Origin of the sequence: Variovorax sp. W2I14, assembly GCF_050435205.1 — a bacterium.
GTDB classification, from domain to species: domain Bacteria; phylum Pseudomonadota; class Gammaproteobacteria; order Burkholderiales; family Burkholderiaceae_C; genus Variovorax; species Variovorax paradoxus_C.
Map to the genome: position 1 here is coordinate 3,461,282 of NZ_JBNDJX010000001.1, position 15,723 is coordinate 3,477,004.

15 protein-coding genes and 1 pseudogene are annotated in these 15,723 nt (G+C 65.9%); 7 read left to right on the plus strand and 9 right to left on the minus strand.

Going from position 1 to position 15,723, the window contains the following annotated elements:
• Window positions 1-96 precede the first annotated feature (96 nt).
• Both QF040_RS16195 and QF040_RS16200 read right to left on the minus strand, forming a co-directional pair.
• Window positions 97-717: a hypothetical protein gene (locus QF040_RS16195; protein ID WP_429611913.1), complete on the minus strand. Its 621-nt coding sequence runs from the start codon at window positions 715-717 to the stop codon at window positions 97-99.
• A 452-nt stretch (window positions 718-1,169) separates the two neighbouring features.
• The gene (locus tag QF040_RS16200) at window positions 1,170-2,063 is read right to left on the minus strand and encodes a LysR family transcriptional regulator (RefSeq protein WP_429611914.1); all 894 of its coding nucleotides are present in this window, start codon (window positions 2,061-2,063) and stop codon (window positions 1,170-1,172) included.
• Between the two features lie 396 nt (window positions 2,064-2,459).
• Here QF040_RS16200 and QF040_RS16205 point away from each other — a divergent pair, with 396 nt between their 5' ends.
• From QF040_RS16205 to QF040_RS16225, 5 genes are all read left to right on the plus strand, one after another.
• Window positions 2,460-2,891, plus strand: coding sequence for a helix-turn-helix domain-containing protein (locus QF040_RS16205; RefSeq protein ID WP_429611915.1), 432 nt, complete (start codon window positions 2,460-2,462; stop codon window positions 2,889-2,891).
• Window positions 2,892-3,275: 384 nt separating this feature from the next.
• The gene (locus tag QF040_RS16210; RefSeq protein ID WP_429611916.1) at window positions 3,276-4,769 is read left to right on the plus strand and encodes an NCS1 family nucleobase:cation symporter-1; all 1,494 of its coding nucleotides are present in this window, start codon (window positions 3,276-3,278) and stop codon (window positions 4,767-4,769) included.
• Between the two features lie 32 nt (window positions 4,770-4,801).
• Window positions 4,802-5,539, plus strand: a complete 738-nt coding sequence (locus QF040_RS16215) for an aspartate/glutamate racemase family protein (RefSeq protein ID WP_429611917.1) — start codon at window positions 4,802-4,804, stop codon at window positions 5,537-5,539.
• Window positions 5,540-5,588: 49 nt separating this feature from the next.
• Window positions 5,589-6,344: a GntR family transcriptional regulator gene (locus QF040_RS16220; protein WP_429611918.1), complete on the plus strand. Its 756-nt coding sequence runs from the start codon at window positions 5,589-5,591 to the stop codon at window positions 6,342-6,344.
• Between the two features lie 165 nt (window positions 6,345-6,509).
• On the plus strand, window positions 6,510-8,015 hold the full coding sequence (locus tag QF040_RS16225; RefSeq protein ID WP_429611919.1) for a nucleobase:cation symporter-2 family protein: 1,506 nt from the start codon (window positions 6,510-6,512) through the stop codon (window positions 8,013-8,015).
• 6 nt (window positions 8,016-8,021) lie between these two features.
• On the opposite strand, the gene QF040_RS16230 is transcribed toward QF040_RS16225, so the two are convergent.
• On the minus strand, window positions 8,022-8,879 hold the full coding sequence (locus QF040_RS16230; protein ID WP_429611920.1) for an aldo/keto reductase: 858 nt from the start codon (window positions 8,877-8,879) through the stop codon (window positions 8,022-8,024).
• A 143-nt stretch (window positions 8,880-9,022) separates the two neighbouring features.
• On the opposite strand from QF040_RS16230, the gene QF040_RS16235 reads away from it, so the two are divergent.
• Window positions 9,023-9,433 (plus strand): hypothetical protein, encoded by a 411-nt coding sequence (locus QF040_RS16235; protein WP_429611921.1) that lies wholly within the window; start codon window positions 9,023-9,025, stop codon window positions 9,431-9,433.
• 49 nt (window positions 9,434-9,482) lie between these two features.
• Here the strand turns inward: QF040_RS16235 and QF040_RS16240 are convergent, their stop codons facing one another.
• Window positions 9,483-10,358 (minus strand): helix-turn-helix transcriptional regulator, encoded by an 876-nt coding sequence (locus tag QF040_RS16240; RefSeq protein ID WP_429611922.1) that lies wholly within the window; start codon window positions 10,356-10,358, stop codon window positions 9,483-9,485.
• A 100-nt stretch (window positions 10,359-10,458) separates the two neighbouring features.
• Here QF040_RS16240 and QF040_RS16245 point away from each other — a divergent pair, with 100 nt between their 5' ends.
• Window positions 10,459-10,926: an ester cyclase gene (locus tag QF040_RS16245; protein ID WP_429611923.1), complete on the plus strand. Its 468-nt coding sequence runs from the start codon at window positions 10,459-10,461 to the stop codon at window positions 10,924-10,926.
• A gap of 108 nt (window positions 10,927-11,034) precedes the next feature.
• Here the strand turns inward: QF040_RS16245 and QF040_RS16250 are convergent, their stop codons facing one another.
• The 5 genes and pseudogenes from QF040_RS16250 to QF040_RS16270 form a co-directional block, all read right to left on the minus strand.
• Window positions 11,035-11,637 carry an esterase/lipase family protein gene (locus tag QF040_RS16250; RefSeq protein WP_429611924.1) on the minus strand — a complete coding sequence of 201 codons (603 nt, stop codon included), beginning with the start codon at window positions 11,635-11,637 and terminating at the stop codon, window positions 11,035-11,037.
• A gap of 169 nt (window positions 11,638-11,806) precedes the next feature.
• Window positions 11,807-13,768: a xanthine dehydrogenase family protein molybdopterin-binding subunit gene (locus QF040_RS16255; protein ID WP_429611925.1), complete on the minus strand. Its 1,962-nt coding sequence runs from the start codon at window positions 13,766-13,768 to the stop codon at window positions 11,807-11,809.
• A 37-nt stretch (window positions 13,769-13,805) separates the two neighbouring features.
• Window positions 13,806-13,988: pseudogene (locus QF040_RS16260) on the minus strand (hypothetical protein); the annotation flags it as partial.
• Window positions 13,985-14,995 (minus strand): FAD binding domain-containing protein, encoded by a 1,011-nt coding sequence (locus QF040_RS16265; protein WP_429611926.1) that lies wholly within the window; start codon window positions 14,993-14,995, stop codon window positions 13,985-13,987. The pseudogene QF040_RS16260 and the gene QF040_RS16265, both read right to left, overlap by 4 nt.
• The gene (locus QF040_RS16270) at window positions 14,992-15,684 is read right to left on the minus strand and encodes a 2Fe-2S iron-sulfur cluster-binding protein (protein WP_429611927.1); all 693 of its coding nucleotides are present in this window, start codon (window positions 15,682-15,684) and stop codon (window positions 14,992-14,994) included. Before QF040_RS16270 ends, QF040_RS16265 begins: the two co-directional genes overlap by 4 nt.
• Window positions 15,685-15,723: the final 39 nt, after the last annotated feature.

Here is a 15,723-nt window from a genome sequence, read left to right on the forward strand (position 1 = left end):
CCGGTTGCCGTGTTTCGTTGCTCGAAATCGCGGCAGCCGGGCTGCACTCGAAAAAATCGGTCGCTGGGGATACGGTGAAGAAGGCGGGGCGCCGGATCAGCGCTGTGCCGGCGCGGCCGGCGACGTCGGCGCTGCCACCGAGGCCTGCGTTGCGGCCGGCGCGACCGTCTCCACCTTGGCGCGCGCGCTCACGGCGGTGCTGCCGTTGGCGGGCAGCTGGCCCAGCGTCCAGCGCAGCGACCGGTAGTCGGCATAGGGCACCGGCTCGGTCTTGTTGTTGCCGGCGGCCTTGCGCATGAGCGGCTCCGCGCCGAACACGGCGTCCTTGGCGGCGGCCTGGACCAGGCCCGCGCCCGGCTTGGCGCTGCGCGGCTGGTACTCCAGACCTTCGGGAATCGGAAGGTCCGCCACCAGGCCGGTGACCGGCTTGCCGGTGTTGTTGGTATAGACGGCCCGGTACTCGACGATGTCGCCGGGCTTGACCGAGCTGGCATCGACCAGTTGCTCCCTCCCCTGTGCGTCCTTCACCACCTTGGACTGGGTGAGGACGACGGCAACGGCCTTCTTCTGGCCGGCCTCCAGGGTGGGCGCGGATTGGGCCGCAGCCGGTCCGGAAAAACCGATAAAGCCGGCAAAACCGGCGAGCAGGAACGCGCACGCTCCCAAATTGGAAATTCGACGACGGGACACGATTTGAGTCAGTTTTTTAATGGACATGGTTGCTCCAGATTCAAGACACACAGGGGTCCACCTCCAGCTCGGGCCGGTGATGAATTTGAGCGGCTCGGGCCGCGGGAGGAGCACCGGCCTTTGCAACGGCCGGTGCTTGGAAGAGCGATCGGCGCCCTCTTTCGAATTGCCTCGAAAGGGCCGCCATCCGCAGGACTGCACGATTTCTCTGTCGCTGTCAGTCGATCTCAGATTGTTATAGAGTATTTCTCAATGTTACTGAGCGCGCGTTCAAATGAGTAGTTTTGTGTTAACTTTCCACAAAATTATCGGTATGGAACGACAGTCCCGTTTTCGACAACTCCGAGCTTGGTGAGCCGGCGTCACCCGAAGAACCTTCGTGGCGCACGCCGGGTCTCCTGCGGAATGCAGGCGACAAGGCTGGAAGGGAGGGAGCCTGTCCGGGGCGGAGCGACCGCCGGTCGAGTGCCCGGTGGGCATCAAGGCTGTTTGAAGATATTCACAACGTAATCAACAAAAATCTTGATCTTTGGGGAATGGCGGCGCGACGGCAAATAAACCAGATTGATTTCCTGAGGCGACAAATTCAGGGATGGCAATACCGGCCCCAATGCGCCGCTGTCGATATGCGACTGCGCCAGCGACAAAGGCAACATCCCGATTCCCTTGGCCGCCAATGTCAATTTGAGGATCAATTCCTGGTCGTCCGATTGAAATACGCTCTCCACGCTCAGCCGGTGGGTTTCGCCGATCGTCGGGAGGCTGATTTCCTTCTTGCGCCCTTCGGATTCGCTGACCAGGAATGCATGCGACGCAAAGTCGGACACTTTCTCGATGGCGAGGCGCGACGCAAGGTAGGACGGTGCGGCGCACAGCACCATGGGCTCGTCCATCAGGTGGCGCGCCACCATTTCGTCGCAGCCCTCCCGCCCGCGCCGGATCGCCACGTCGACCTCTCCGCGGGACAGCTCGTCAAGGTCGTTCCCGGTTTCGACTGCAACCTCGAGCTGCGGATAGGTGGACATGAATTGGGGTAGGTGCATCGCGAGCAGGTCCCTGCCGTAGTACTGAGGGGCGATCACGCGCAGCCGCCCGGCCACCGTGCCACCGCCTGAAGAAAGGCTCACCATGACGTCGTCCAGGACGGTCAGCACATGCTGGGCCGCCACCAGGAACTCGCGCCCCTCTTCGGTGAGTGCAAACCGCGCGGAGCCGCGATGCAGCAGCTGGTGCCCGACCATCGCTTCCAGCCGCTGGAGCTGGCGCGAAGCGGACGCCTTGGGCACGCTCAGGGCGTCGGCCGCCGGCGTCAATCCTCCGAGTTGGGCGGCTTTCGTGAAGAGCCGCACATCGGACAAAGAAAAGTCTCGCATCTTCGGCTCGGAGGTCCGTTTGTTTGTTTTTTCCGTGAAACATTCCGGCGGCTTGAGAGCATCTGTGCTGCGCCGCGGGGCCAGGGAGTCCAGGTTTTCCAGGAAACCTTTGGTTCACATTTTCAAACGAAGAGCCTGAAACTGTTAACATTTGTCACAGCAAATTCAGGAAGTAGCGGGAATAGTTCACCTTTTTTCGACAAACGTGCAGGCGTGCGAAGGGCCGCGATGTCCGCCGACTGCTGCCGTCTTGCGAACAGGATTGCTGCGGCTCCGGTTCCCTGAGCAAGCGGCGGCACCTTCTGTTCGGCCGCCTCGGTCAAAGCGCAATTTTCAAAGGTCCGTTGCGGCCGATCCCACCCCTTGTTTCGACTTGAAAGTTGTGGAGCGATGCAGATGAGCGGCAGTTTCAGCGAACGATTGAACGAGCTCGCGGCAAATGCTGACCGGGGGTGGCAGGCCGATCTGGCGCGACACTGCGGCGTGTCGCGTCCCGCGATCTCGAACTGGCTCTCCGGCCGCAACAACGGCATCAACTCGTCGTATCTGTTTGCCATCGCGGACTACTTCCGTGTCCATGCGCGGTGGCTGGCGACAGGTGACGCGCCCAAGTGGGCAAAGCGCCCGACGCGACTCTCGGAGACAGTCCAGCTGCCCGTGGGCGAGGTGCTGACCAAATTCGACGAGGTGGCCTTGCGAGGAGCGAAGCTCACGCAAGCAGAACACGCCGAACTCCACCTCTGGTTGATTGGCTGGCAATCGAGGCTGTCCGGAGTGATCGAGGCGCCCACCGGCCTTGAACAGGAAGACCTCGTCCAGGGGCTCTGAGTTCGGCTGGCAAACAACCGGTAGACGCTGGGCCCTGCGCGAGCAGATGTGCATTCGCGAGAGAGCCAGGCGTACAGGCCTGTCTCGCAATACCTTCAAGAAGTACCTGCGAGCCGGCGACAAAGAGCCGCGCGCGCAGTAAATGCAGCGTCCGTAGGCTTTCGCCCGCTTGGCGAAGTCAAACCTGACTGCGGCCGTTGGGGGGCGAAATGGCGACGCACTTCATTGACGGCCAGCCGCATCAGGGAATCTACGGATATATGATTCCCCGAATGGTCTTGATTGCGTGCATTTTTTGTATACAAATAACGCACTCGATATGTGGCGCGATATTTGCGTCAAAAACGGGCTTCATCTTCCCAACACTTGCACGAGGAAAAGACCATGAGCACAGTCGTGAGCCACGCCCCCGCCGGGGCCAGCGAAGCGGGCCTTGCGCCGCACGCGGAATCGAACGCCCTCATCAAGCCCGGCTACGACCCGCGCCTGACCAACGAGGACCTCGCGCCGCTCAAGAAGCAGACCTGGGGGCAATACAACATCTTCGCGTTCTGGATGTCCGACGTGCACAGCGTGGGCGGCTACATCACCGCCGGCAGCCTGTTCGCCCTGGGCCTGTCGAGCTGGCAGGTGCTGGTGTCGCTGCTGGTGGGCATCGTGATCGTGCAGTTCTTCTGCAACCTCGTGGCCAAGCCCAGCCAGGTGACGGGCGTGCCCTACCCGGTGGTGTGCCGCGCGTCCTTCGGCGTGCTGGGCGCGAACATCCCGGCCATCATCCGCGGGCTGATCGCGGTGGCCTGGTACGGCGTGCAGACGTATCTCGCGTCGGCCGCCTTCATGGTGCTGGCGCTGCACATGGCGCCCGGCCTCGCGCCGTACGCCGATGTCGCGCAGTACGGCTTTGTCGGCCTCTCCGCGCTCGGCTGGGTCGCCTTCATGGTCATGTGGGTGCTGCAGGCCTTCGTGTTCTGGCACGGCATGGAAGCGATCCGCAAGTTCATCGACTGGGCCGGCCCGGCCGTGTACGTGGTGATGGCCGTACTGTGCGGCTGGCTGGTGTGGAAGGCGGGCTGGAGCAAGATCGACCTGAACCTGGGCGGCATCAAGTTCCAGGGTTGGGACGCGCTGCCGGTGATGCTCTCGGCCATTGCGCTGGTGGTGAGCTACTTCAGCGGCCCGATGCTCAACTTCGGCGACTTCTCGCGCTACGGCAAGAGCTTCGACGCGGTGAAGAAGGGCAACTTCTGGGGCCTGCCCATCAACTTCGTGTTCTTCTCGCTGCTGACCGTGATCACCACCGCCGCCACGCTGCCCGTGTTCGGTGAACTCATCACCGATCCGGTGCACACCGTGGGCAAGATCGACAGCACCACCGCCGTCGTGCTGGGCGCGCTGACCTTCATGATCGCCACCATCGGCATCAACATCGTCGCCAACTTCGTCTCGCCGGCCTTCGACTTCTCGAACGTGGCGCCGCAGCACATCAGCTGGCGCACGGGCGGCATGATCGCCGCGGTGGGCTCGGTGTTCCTGACGCCGTGGAACCTCTACAACAGCCCCGAAGTCATTCACTACACGCTCGACGTGCTGGGCTCGTTCATCGGCCCGCTGTTCGGCATTTTGATTGCCGACTACTACATCGTGCGCAAGCAGAAGATCGACGTCGATGCGCTCTACACCATGAGCAAGCAGGGCAAGTACTGGTACAGCGGCGGCTACAACCCGAAGGCGATCCAGGCGCTGGTGCCGTCGGCGCTCGTGCCCATCCTCTGCGTGATGGTGCCGGCGCTGCGCGGTGGCGCGAACTATGCATGGTTCATCGGCATGGGCTTGGGCTTCGTGCTCTACGTGCTCCTGAACCGCAGCAACAAGACTTGAAGAAACACTGAAGAGAAAGAAAGGGCCGCGCCGTGCGCATCAAGATCATCAACCCCAACACCACCTGGAGCATGACCGAGAAGATCGGCGCCTGCGCCCGCGCGGTGGCGCACGCCGGCACGGAAATCGTCGCGGTCAGCCCGGCCATGGGGCCGGTTTCCATCGAGAGCCACTACGACGAGGCGCTGGCCGTGCCCGGCCTGCTGCAGGAGATTGCCGCGGGCGAGCGCGAGGGCATCGACGGCTACGTGATCGCCTGCTTCGGCGACCCGGGCCTGAAGGCTGCACGCGAACTCGCGCGCGGTCCGGTGGTCGGCATCGCCGAGGCCGCGATGCACCTGGCCAGCATGATCGGCAGCCGCTTCAGCGTGGTCACCACGCTGGGCCGCACGATGGGCCAGGCCTGGCATCTGGCGGAGATCTACGGCATGGAGCGCTTCTGCGCCAACGTGCGCGCCTGCGAGCTGCCGGTGCTCGAGCTTGAAGAGCCGGGTTCCAACGCGCGCGAACGCATCGTCGACGAATGCCGGCACGCGCTCGAAGAAGACGGCTCCGACTGCATCGTGCTCGGCTGCGCCGGCATGACAGACCTGTGCGAGCACATCGGCGACCTGCTCGGCGTGCCGGTGATCGATGGCGTGGCCGCGGGCACCAAGCTCATCGAATCGCTGGTCACGCTGAAGCTCAGGACCAGCAAGCGCGGCGAACTCGCGCGGCCGCTGCCCAAGACCATGACGGGCGCGCTCGAAAGCTTCACGCTGCGCGGGTGATGCAAGCGTGTGCGGGCAAAGCCATCGAACGCTGAGCCACAATTGCCGCATGCCTCGCGCCAGTTCCAAAACCCCCGCCCCGACCGAACCCATCGCCACGCCGGCCGAGAACGGTGTAGCCGTTGGCAAGGGAAGCTCCATCGAGCGCATCGCCCAGGACATCGCCACCGCGATCGTCGAGAAGCGCCTGCCGCCCGGCACGTGGCTGCGCGAAGAAGCGCTGGGCCGCGTCTATTCGGTGAGCCGCACGAAGGTGCGCGCGGCGCTCCTGATGCTGTCGAAGGACAAGCTCATCGAGATGATTCCCGACAAGGGCGCCTTCGTCTCGCAGCCCACGGTGCAGGAGGCGCGCGAGGTGTTCGCGGTGCGCCGCATCCTCGAGAGCGAAGTGGTGCGCCTCTTCATCGCGAATGCGCGGCCGCGCGACTACCAGGTGCTGGAGCAGCACATCAAGTTCGAGCGCACCGCGCTTCGCCAGAGCCCCGCGATGGGCACGGTGCGCGAGAAGGTGCTGGGCGACTTCCACGTGGCGCTGGCCGAAGCCACGGGCAACCACACGTTGACGGAACTGGTGCGCGAGCTGGTGGCGCGCAGCTCGCTGATCGCGATGCTGTATCACTCGTCGAACGATCCGCACTGCTCGTCGGACGAGCACTCCGATTTCCTTCGCATCTGCCGCAAGGGCGACGTGGAAGGTGCCGTGGTCTGCATGGCCGAGCACCTCGAACGCATCGAAGCGAGCCTCGAACTGGGCACCGACAAGCCCGACCGGCAACTCGACCTGGTCAAGGCCCTGCTCGCCTAGAACCACCCGAAACAGCCCGACACCATTGCGCGCTGCGATGCGGGTTTTCCTGCATCCGTATTGCCGCATAAATTGTATACAGTTTCGCGTACACACTTTGTGGACGCCGCGAAACGCCGCGCCGTCCGCGCCTTTTCTCCCCTTGCCTGCGCCAGGAGATACACGATGACGGCCGAGACCCTTTCCGATTCTTCCGCTGTTTCAACAGTCCATCCGGTGGACCAGCGCCTGCCCTCCGGCAAGCTCGCGGCCCTCGGCCTGCAGCACGTGCTGGTGATGTACGCGGGCGCCGTCGCAGTGCCGCTCATCGTCGGCCGCGCGCTCAAGCTCTCGCCCGATGAAGTCGCGCTGCTCATTTCGGCCGACCTCTTCTGCTGCGGCATCGCCACGCTGATCCAGGCGCTGGGCGCCACGCAGTTCTTCGGCATCAAGCTGCCGGTGATGATGGGCGTGACCTTCGCATCGGTCGCACCGATGGTGGCGATCGCCAATGCCAACCCCGGGCAGAACGGCGCGCAGTTGCTCTTCGGCGCGATCATCGGCGCGGGCGTGGTGTCGATCCTCATCGCGCCGCTCGTGAGCCGCATGCTGCGGTTCTTTCCGCCGGTGGTCACGGGCACGATCATCGCGGTCATCGGCATCAGCCTGATGCGCGTGGGCATCAACTGGATCTTCGGCAACCCCGTGGGGCCGACGGCGCCCGCGCTGGTCGACCCGGTGTATGCCAAGTGGCTCGCCGAAGTCACCTCGCCGGGCAGCTCCATTCCCGCGGTGCCCAAGGGCTTCGCGATCATGCCCACCGTGCCCAACCCCAAGTACGCGGACCTCTCGGGTTTCGGCGTCGCGGCGCTGGTGCTCGTGTCGATTCTTCTGATCGTGAAGTACGCCAAGGGCTTCGTCGCCAACATCTCGGTGCTGCTGGGCATCGTGATCGGCGCGGTCGTCGCCACGTTCACCGGCCTCATGACCTACGAGAAAGTCGGCAAGGCCGCGTGGGTCGACATCGTGCTGCCCTTTCACTTCGGCATGCCGCAGTTCGACCCGATCCTCATCTTGACGATGACGCTCATCATGATCGTGGTGATGATCGAATCCACCGGCATGTTCCTCGCGCTCGGCGAGATGACCGACCGCAAGATCACGCAGAAGGACCTGGCCAAGGGTCTGCGCACCGACGGCCTGGGCACGCTGATCGGCGGCATCTTCAACACCTTTCCGTACACCAGCTTCTCGCAGAACGTGGGCCTTGTGGCCGTCACCGGCATCAAGAGCCGCTATGTGTGCGTGGCGGGCGGCGTGATTCTCATCGTGCTGGGCCTGCTGCCGAAGATGGCAGCGCTGGTGGAGTCATTGCCCACCGTGGTGCTCGGCGGCGCGGGCCTCGTGATGTTCGGCATGGTGGCGGCCACCGGCATCCGCATTCTCTCGGGCGTGGACTTCAAGAACAATCGCCACAACGCGATGATCGTCGCGGTGTCGATCGGCGTCGGGATGATTCCGCTGATCGCGCCCAACTTCAAGCAGTGGATGCCGCATGCGATCCACTCGCTGATCGAGTCGGGCATCTTGCTCGCGTCGATTGCGGCGGTGTTGTTGAACCTGTTCCTCAACGGCGCGAAGCACGACGAGCAAGCCGTGATTGCGGCGGCCAAGCACGCTGACGCGCACTAAGGGAAATCAGATCATCGCCAGCGGCGTCTTGCGCCGCGGCGGTGGGTGCAGGCGATCCAGTTCGGCAAGGGTCGCCGCATCGAGCTTCAGTTCGGCGGCTGCAAGGTTTTCTTTCAGATGCGCGCTGCGCACCGCCTTCGGAATCGCGACGACGCCGGGCCGCGCGATCACCGCGGCCAGCGCGAGCTGCGCGGCGGTCACGCCGAGGCGCTCGGCTATTTCACTGAGCCCATCGCCTTCGGCCAATGCACCTTGGTCGATCGGGCTGTAGGCCATCAACGGCATGCCGCGTTCGCGCAGCCAGGGCAGCAAGCTGAACTCGGGGCCGCGCTCGCCGAGCGACAGGTACACCTGGTTCGCTGCGCAGCCGGGTCCGCCGCCGATCACGCCCTCCAACTCCTCCATGTCGTCGGTGTCGAAGTTGCTCACGCCCCAGTGACCGATGCGCCCGTCAGACACCAGCGCATGCATCGCCTCGACCGTCTCGCGCAATGGATGGCTGCCGCGCCAGTGCAGCAGGTAGAGGTCGATGGCATCGAGCCCCAATCGTTTGAGGCTGCGCTCGCAAGCCTCGCGCGTGCCGCGGCGGCTCGCGTTGTGCGGGTAGACCTTGCTCACGATGAAGAGCTCATCGCGCCGCACATCGCCCGCACGCAGCGCCTCGCCGATGGCTTGGCCGAGCACGGTCTCGGCGCCGCCTTCGCCGTACATCTCGGCGGTGTCGATGAGCCGGTAGCCCAGCACGATGGCTTCGCGCACCGCGGCGACCTCGGCCGCGCGGCGTGAGGCCACCTCGCCCATGCGCCAGGTACCAAGGCCGAGGACCGGCATCTCGCCGCCGGTGGGGAGTGGGAGTGTTCGCATGTGGGCAATGGTACGAGGGCGATGCAAGCAAGCGGCAGGCATGCCCGCGACCCGGGAGGGGTGACTTCCGACACTGGCGAGCCGGCCATCGGCCTCCTAGAGTCCCCGCGAAAACCTTCACGCCACTCCGAATGAATCACGCCGTGCCGGAACCTGTAGCCATCACCGCTTTCGACGTGGTTGAACTCTTCGTGGGCGACGACGACGGCATGCTGTGGCTCACGCTCGGCTTTGCCTCGCTGGGCGAGCCGCTGGACGTACTGCACGTCGTCTGTGGGAAGACGCCCACCGGCATCTTGGAAGAAGACGCGCTGTATCTGGAGCGTACGAGCCAGGACCTGGCATGTAGCGGGGAAGTCCTGGCGCTCGCGGTGCGGGGCGAAGGCCTCGCACTCGCCCTCACGCCTGAAGGCGCCGGGGCGCTCGAGTTGCCTGAGCACGTGCGCTTTACCTTCAAGGAGCAACCGGCGCTCTTCGCGCAGGCGGTCGGAATGCTTGCGCAGATGGAGGCACTCGGGCATGGCTACATCACGGTGCGGGAGCGGGACCAGTAACGAACCCACGCTGCGCGCGACGCAGTTGCACTGGAATCGGCCGTGCTCGCTAACGATGGGCTGAACCGAGATGTTGCGCATCACGTTCATTCCAGCGGCGTTGCAGCAGCTTCACCTTCCGCGCGCTCTGGGCATCGACCGGCGTGTAGACCACGAGCCGCATGTCCGGCGACTCCTCGACCATGAACGAGCTTTGCTCCAGTTCCATCCGCCCGACACCGCGCACCTCGAAGCGCTTGGCCCGGTCGGTGCGCATGCTCACGTTGTGGTCCGGCCACCATTGCCTGAATTCGGGGCTGGCGGCCTGCAGGCGTTCGATCAACGCGAGAAAAACCGGATCGTCGCGATGTCGCCCGAACTCGACGCGAAAGCGCGCGAGCATGGCGCGTGCATCGGTTTCCCACTGCGGTATCGCCGCACGGTGCGCTGGGCTTGCGAACACCAGCCACAGCATGTTCCTGTCTTCGGGCGCGAGTACCGAGAGGTCGCCGAACACCGCCGACAGCGCGTCATTCCATGCAATCACGTGCATCGATGCGGTGGCGAGATAGGCCGGCCCGGTGACTGCATCGAGCATGCGGCGCAGGTGCGGCGTGACCGCGAGCGAAGGACCGGGCACGATCGGCGGCGGCCGGTTGTGCGCCAAGGTGAAAAGATGCGCGCGCTCGGTCGCATCGAGCTTCAGTGCCTGGGCGATGCGGTCGAGGAAATGCGCCGACACCTCGATCTCGCGCGCCTGCTCCAGCCACGTGTACCAGGCAAGGCCGACGCCTGCGAGGTGGCACACCTCTTCGCGCCGCAAGCCCGGCGTGCGCCGCCTCGCCGTGGTCGGAAGGCCGACTTCGGCGGGCTGCAAACGCTCGCGGCGGCTGCGCAGGAACGCGGCCATTTCGGCGCGCGCCGGGATGCTGGACGGTGAGGTCATTGCGTGAGACCGGTGTTTTTTATACCCGGATAACTTCCTGTCTTGTCGAGGGATGTTAGGCCCTCTACGCTGGGTTTTTCAACCAACGGAAGACCACCGAATGACACCCATCGCGCGCATCAGGGAACGCTTTCTCGACTTTCGCAGCCGGCTCTACAACCTGCACGATCTAGCAGCCGTCGACGACCATCTGCATCCGGAATTTTCGAGCCACAGCGCCAATGTCCGTCCGCTGTTGGAGGCGGCACGATCGAGCGGTGCATCGCACATCGATGTACGGCCCGCCTACAAGGAATTCGTGAAGACCTTCTACACGGGCTTGCCCGACCTGAAGCCGGTGCACCAGGAGGTCCTTGTCGAGGATGAGGGCCTCATGGCGATGACGCAATGGGAGGCGACGCACACCGGCGTCTTCTTCGGCGTGCCGGCCACGGGCAAGGCACTGCACTTCTCGACGGCGGACCGCTATCGCCTGCAAGACGGCCTGCTGGTCGAGCACTGGGATGTGGTGGACGCGCTGGAGGCCTGGCTCGCGCTCGGCATCGTCGTTCGCCCCGGGGCTGCCTAGACACCATCCAAGAAGCACTGCGGCACAGGAAGGACCTGACGGGCCTTGAAAGATCGGTGGACATGCTTGCATCGCGGCGAACGGCCGCAACGCCGGACGCGGCGCATGTCACTGCTTCAAGGCCGCTCCGATATCGGCCGCCACCTGGCGTGAATTCATGATGAGGGTGTGGATGGTCGGCAGCAGCTGCACCGGGATCGATGCCAGTTGAACTTCCTTCACCGAGACGATGCCGTCGTTCGGTTCGTCGCCGAACGGCATCCACTTGCCGCGCGGCCCCTTGGTGCCGGCGTACACGCGCAAGGGAATGTCGGGCACCGGCAAGGCGTCCATGAAGTTCCGGCTGGCCAGCAACTGGCCCATCTCGCCGGTCAGCACGCGGAACAACCACCGCCTCGACAGCCTGATCGCCAGGCTGGATGCCGTGCTCGGCGGCGCCAGGAAAACGCCGAGTTCCGGCGCGTGCGCCAAGGTCGGCAACACGGCCCGGGTCAACACGCAGCCCAGCGAATGCCCGACCACGATGAAGCGCTCGCCATGCGTGCGTGTGGCGATGAATCCGCGAAGCCGTGCGACGCACGCATCCCAGCCTTCGAACGCGGCGGAATAGCCGAACAGATGGGTCGTGATTCCCTTGGCGCGCAGGCGCCTGGCGAGCAGCAGCATCGAGACGGGCGTTCGGCCGAGGCCGTGGATGAGGATGGCGTGCATGTCGGTTGTCTGATGTGAAAGTCCGCTGCGTCGAGAGTACGAGATGTCTGATACCAAACGGCAAGTGGCAGCGGCACAAGCATTAATGTTCCGGACTAGCATCCTTACTGCAACAAGTACAGGCTTTTACCGCCCCCTCTCGGGACAAAGATCGGCGAAATCCCACAGCTCAGCCCGCGGCTCCCGCAAGCAGCTTGTCCGGCGTCAGCGGCAACGAGCGTACGCGCCGCCCGGTCGCGTTGTAGACCGCATTCGCCACCGCGGCGGCGACGCTGATCACACCGATCTCGCCGATGCCCTTGGCGCCCATCGGGTTCACGCGCGGATCGGTCTCCGGCACGAACACGACATCGATGTCGCCGATGTCCAGGTTCACCGGCACGTGGTAGTCGGCCAGCGTGCGGGTGATGAAGCTGCCGTCCCGCGTGTCGAGCACCGACTCTTCCATCAGCGCGTTGCCGAGCCCCCAGACGATGCCGCCCACGATCTGCGAACGCGCGGTCTTCGGGTTGAGGATGCGGCCGGCGGCGATCGCCGCAGTGAAGCGCGGGATCTTCACGATGCCCAGGTCCTCGTCGACCCAAACCTCGCAGAAATTCGCGCCGAAGGTGTAGTGCGAATGCGTGGCCTTGGCAGGCTCCGGGCCGGGCATGTCGACGCTGGCCGAATGGGCGTTCACGCCGGCGGCCTGCATCAGTTCGGCCACCGTGGGCGGGCGCACGAACTTCAGGGTCGAGCGCGCCTGCAATTCATCCATCGCCTGGCGGCACGCCGCCTGCGCGGCCGCGGTGAAGGTGCCCGCCCCCCACGACCCGCCCGAGCCGGGCGTGCGCGGCAGGGCCGAGTCGCCCAGCCGCACCTCCACGCGGTCCAGCGGCAGCCCCAGCGCGTCCGCCGCCGCCTGCGCCACGATGGTGTAGCTGCCGGTGCCGATGTCGGTGGCGGCCATCTCCACCAGCGCATGCACGTCCACGCGGCTGCGGCGGGTGATGCTCACCCTGGCCGATGCGCCGCGGAACGGCGCGCCGCGCGACGACGCCGCCACCCCATGGCCGATCAGCCAGTGCCCGCGCTTGGTGGCACGCGGCTCGGCCTTGCGTTCATGCCATCCGAATCGCTCCGCGCCCAGGTGCAGGGCCTCGGCCAGCGAGCGCGACGAGAACGGCAGGCCGGTGTCGGCGTCCATCGGGGTGTCGTTGCGCAGCCGCAGCGCGATCGGATCGAGCTTCATCGCCGCCGCGAGCTCGTCGATCGCCGATTCGAGCGCGAAGCTCGCCGGCGCCTCGCCCGGGGCGCGCGTCCACTTGGGCGTCTGCACGTTCAACCGGAACACGCGGTGCGTGACGCGCGAGTTCGGCGTGGCATACATCATCCGGGCCATCACACCCGTCTGCTCGACGAACTCCTCGGTCATCGAGGTGTGGGTCATCGTCTCGTGGACCACGGCCTGCAGGCGGCCGTCGGCGTCCGCGCCCAGCCTGATCTGCTGCCGGTTGTGCTGGCGCAAGCCGACGTTCATGAACATCTGCTGGCGCGTCAGCATGAGCTTCACCGGCCGGCGCACGATGCGCGCCGCCAGGATGGCGAGCACCGCGTTGTCGCGCGTCTGTATCTTGCTGCCGAAGCCGCCGCCCACGAAGGGCGAATGCACACGCACGTTCTCGCGCGGGATCTCGAAGGTGGCGGCAATCGTCGGCACGGCTTCCACCACCATCTGCAGCGAGTGGTGCACGGTCACGCGGTCGCCGTTCCAGACGGCGATGGTCGAGTGCGCCTCCATCGGGTGGTGGTGCTCGATGGGCGTGTCGTACACCGCATCCACGCGCATCGCCGACGCCGCCAGGCCGGCATCCGCGTTGCCGTGCGCCGAGTCGGTCTTGATCCCCGCATTCACGATGGGCGGCGCATATGCGTTCTCGAGATGGTCATCGAAGCCGATGGCCGGCTGCCGCGCGTCGTAGCTCACCGCCACCAGCCTGGCCGCGTGACGGGCCTGCTCGATCGTCTCGGCCACCACGATGCCGATGAACTGCCCGTGGTGGTGAATCCGGTTGTCCTGCAGCACCGGGATCGCGCGGGTCAGCCGGTTCTGCGGCGTCTGCCCTCTCTTGCGCCGGCATGCGCGGCGCATTCCGGTGGGTGATGACGGCCAGCACGCCGGGCAGGCGTTCGGCCGCACGGGTGTCGATGTCGCGGATGGTGCCGGCCGCGATGCTGCTGTTCAACGCCACCGCATGCACCAGCCCGTCGAAAGGGAACTCCGCGGCATAGCGCGCCTGGCCCGTCACCTTGAGACGGCCATCGATTCGCGAGACGGCCTGGCCGACGAGCGGTTGCGTATTGGGCTTCATGCGCGGCGCTCCGTCGCGTGGTCGAGGGTCAGCTGCGAGATCGCACGCACCAGCAGGCGCCGGGCGAGCTCGACCTTGAACCCGTTGTGCGCGAGCGGCCTGGCTTCGGCAAGCCCGGCCTCGGCGGCGGCCCGCAGCGTGGCTGCGTCGGGGCGGGCGTCCTTGAGCATCGCTTCCGCCTCCCGCACCCGCCAGGGCTTGTGCGCCACGCCGCCCAGGCACAGGCGCGCCTCGCGTATCCGGTTGCCGTCCATGTCCACCGCGGCGGCGACCGACACCAAGGCAAAGGCGTAGCTCGCGCGCTCGCGGACCTTCAGGTAGACAGAGCGCGAAGCGAAGCGCGCCGCATCGGCGGGCAGGTCGATCGCGGTGATCAGTTCGCCGGGCGCGAGGTTCGCATCGTGCTGCGGCTCGTTGCCGGGCAGCCGGTGGAAATCGGCGATGGGAATGGCGCGGCGGCCGTCCGGGTCTCGCACCTGCACCGTCGCCTCCAGCGCGTGCAGGGCCTGCGCCATGTCGCCCGGGTAGGTGGCGATGCACTGCTCGCTCGCCCCCAGCACCGCATGGTGGCGATTGAAGCCCTGCAGCGCGCCGCAGCCCGAGCCCGGCAGGCGCTTGTTGCAGGCCTGGTTCACGTCGTAGAAATACGGACAGCGCGTACGCTGCCGCAGGTTGCCCCCGTTGGTGGCGACATTGCGCAACTGGCCCGACGCGCCCGCAAGGATGGCCTGGCTCAGCAGCGGGTAGCGCTGCCGCACCGCGGCGTGGTTGGCCGTGTCGCTGTTGCGCGCAAGCGCTCCCAGGCGCAGACCCCGGGCCGTGGTCTCGATGCGCGAGAGCGGCAAGCGGTTCAGGTCGACCAGCCGGTCGGGCATGGCCACGCCCTCCTTCATGAGATCGACGAGATTGGTGCCGCCGGCGATGAACATCGTCGAGCGGGGTTCGCGGCTGGCCGCCTCGATGGCTGCGCTTTCGTCGGCCGGGCGAAGGTAGGCGAAGGGCTTCATGCGCGAGCCCTCCGGCGGCTCGCGGGCAGGGCCACCGACCTGACCGCGGACACGATGCCCGGATACGCACCGCATCGGCAGATGTTGCCGGACATCCTCTCGCGGATCTCGGCATCGGTCAGGTCTACCCGCCCGCTCGCCCGCACGTCCGGCGTCACGAAACTCGCCGCTCCTTTGGCGGCTTCGTCCAGCATGCCCACGGCCGAGCAGATCTGCCCCGGGGTGCAGTAGCCGCACTGGAAACCGTCGTTCTCGATGAAGGCGGCCTGCACCGGATGCAGCGCATCGCCGCGCGACAGGCCCTCGATGGTGGTGAGCGCCGCGCCGTCATGCAGCACGGCAAGCGCGAGGCAGGAATTGATCCGGCGCCCTTCCACCAGCACGGTGCACGCACCGCATTGCCCGTGGTCGCAGCCTTTCTTGGTGCCGGTCAGTGCGAGGTTCTCGCGCAGCAGGTCCAGCAGCGTGGTGCGGGTGTCCACGTTCAGCCGGTGCTCGCGGCCGTTGATGCGCAATGCGATCTCGGCAAAGGCGGCCGCGCCGTCTTCGCGTCCGGCCTGCGCCCGCGCCGGGTTGGGCCAGATCGGCATCAGCGCTGCCGCACCGCCGGCCATGCCGGTGTCGGCCAGGAATTCGCGGCGCGTGACGGGCGCGTTGCGGGTCAGGGCATCGTCGTCGGATGGAGTCATCGTGTGTCCGTCATCTTGAGAAGGGTTGATTCGCCAGAT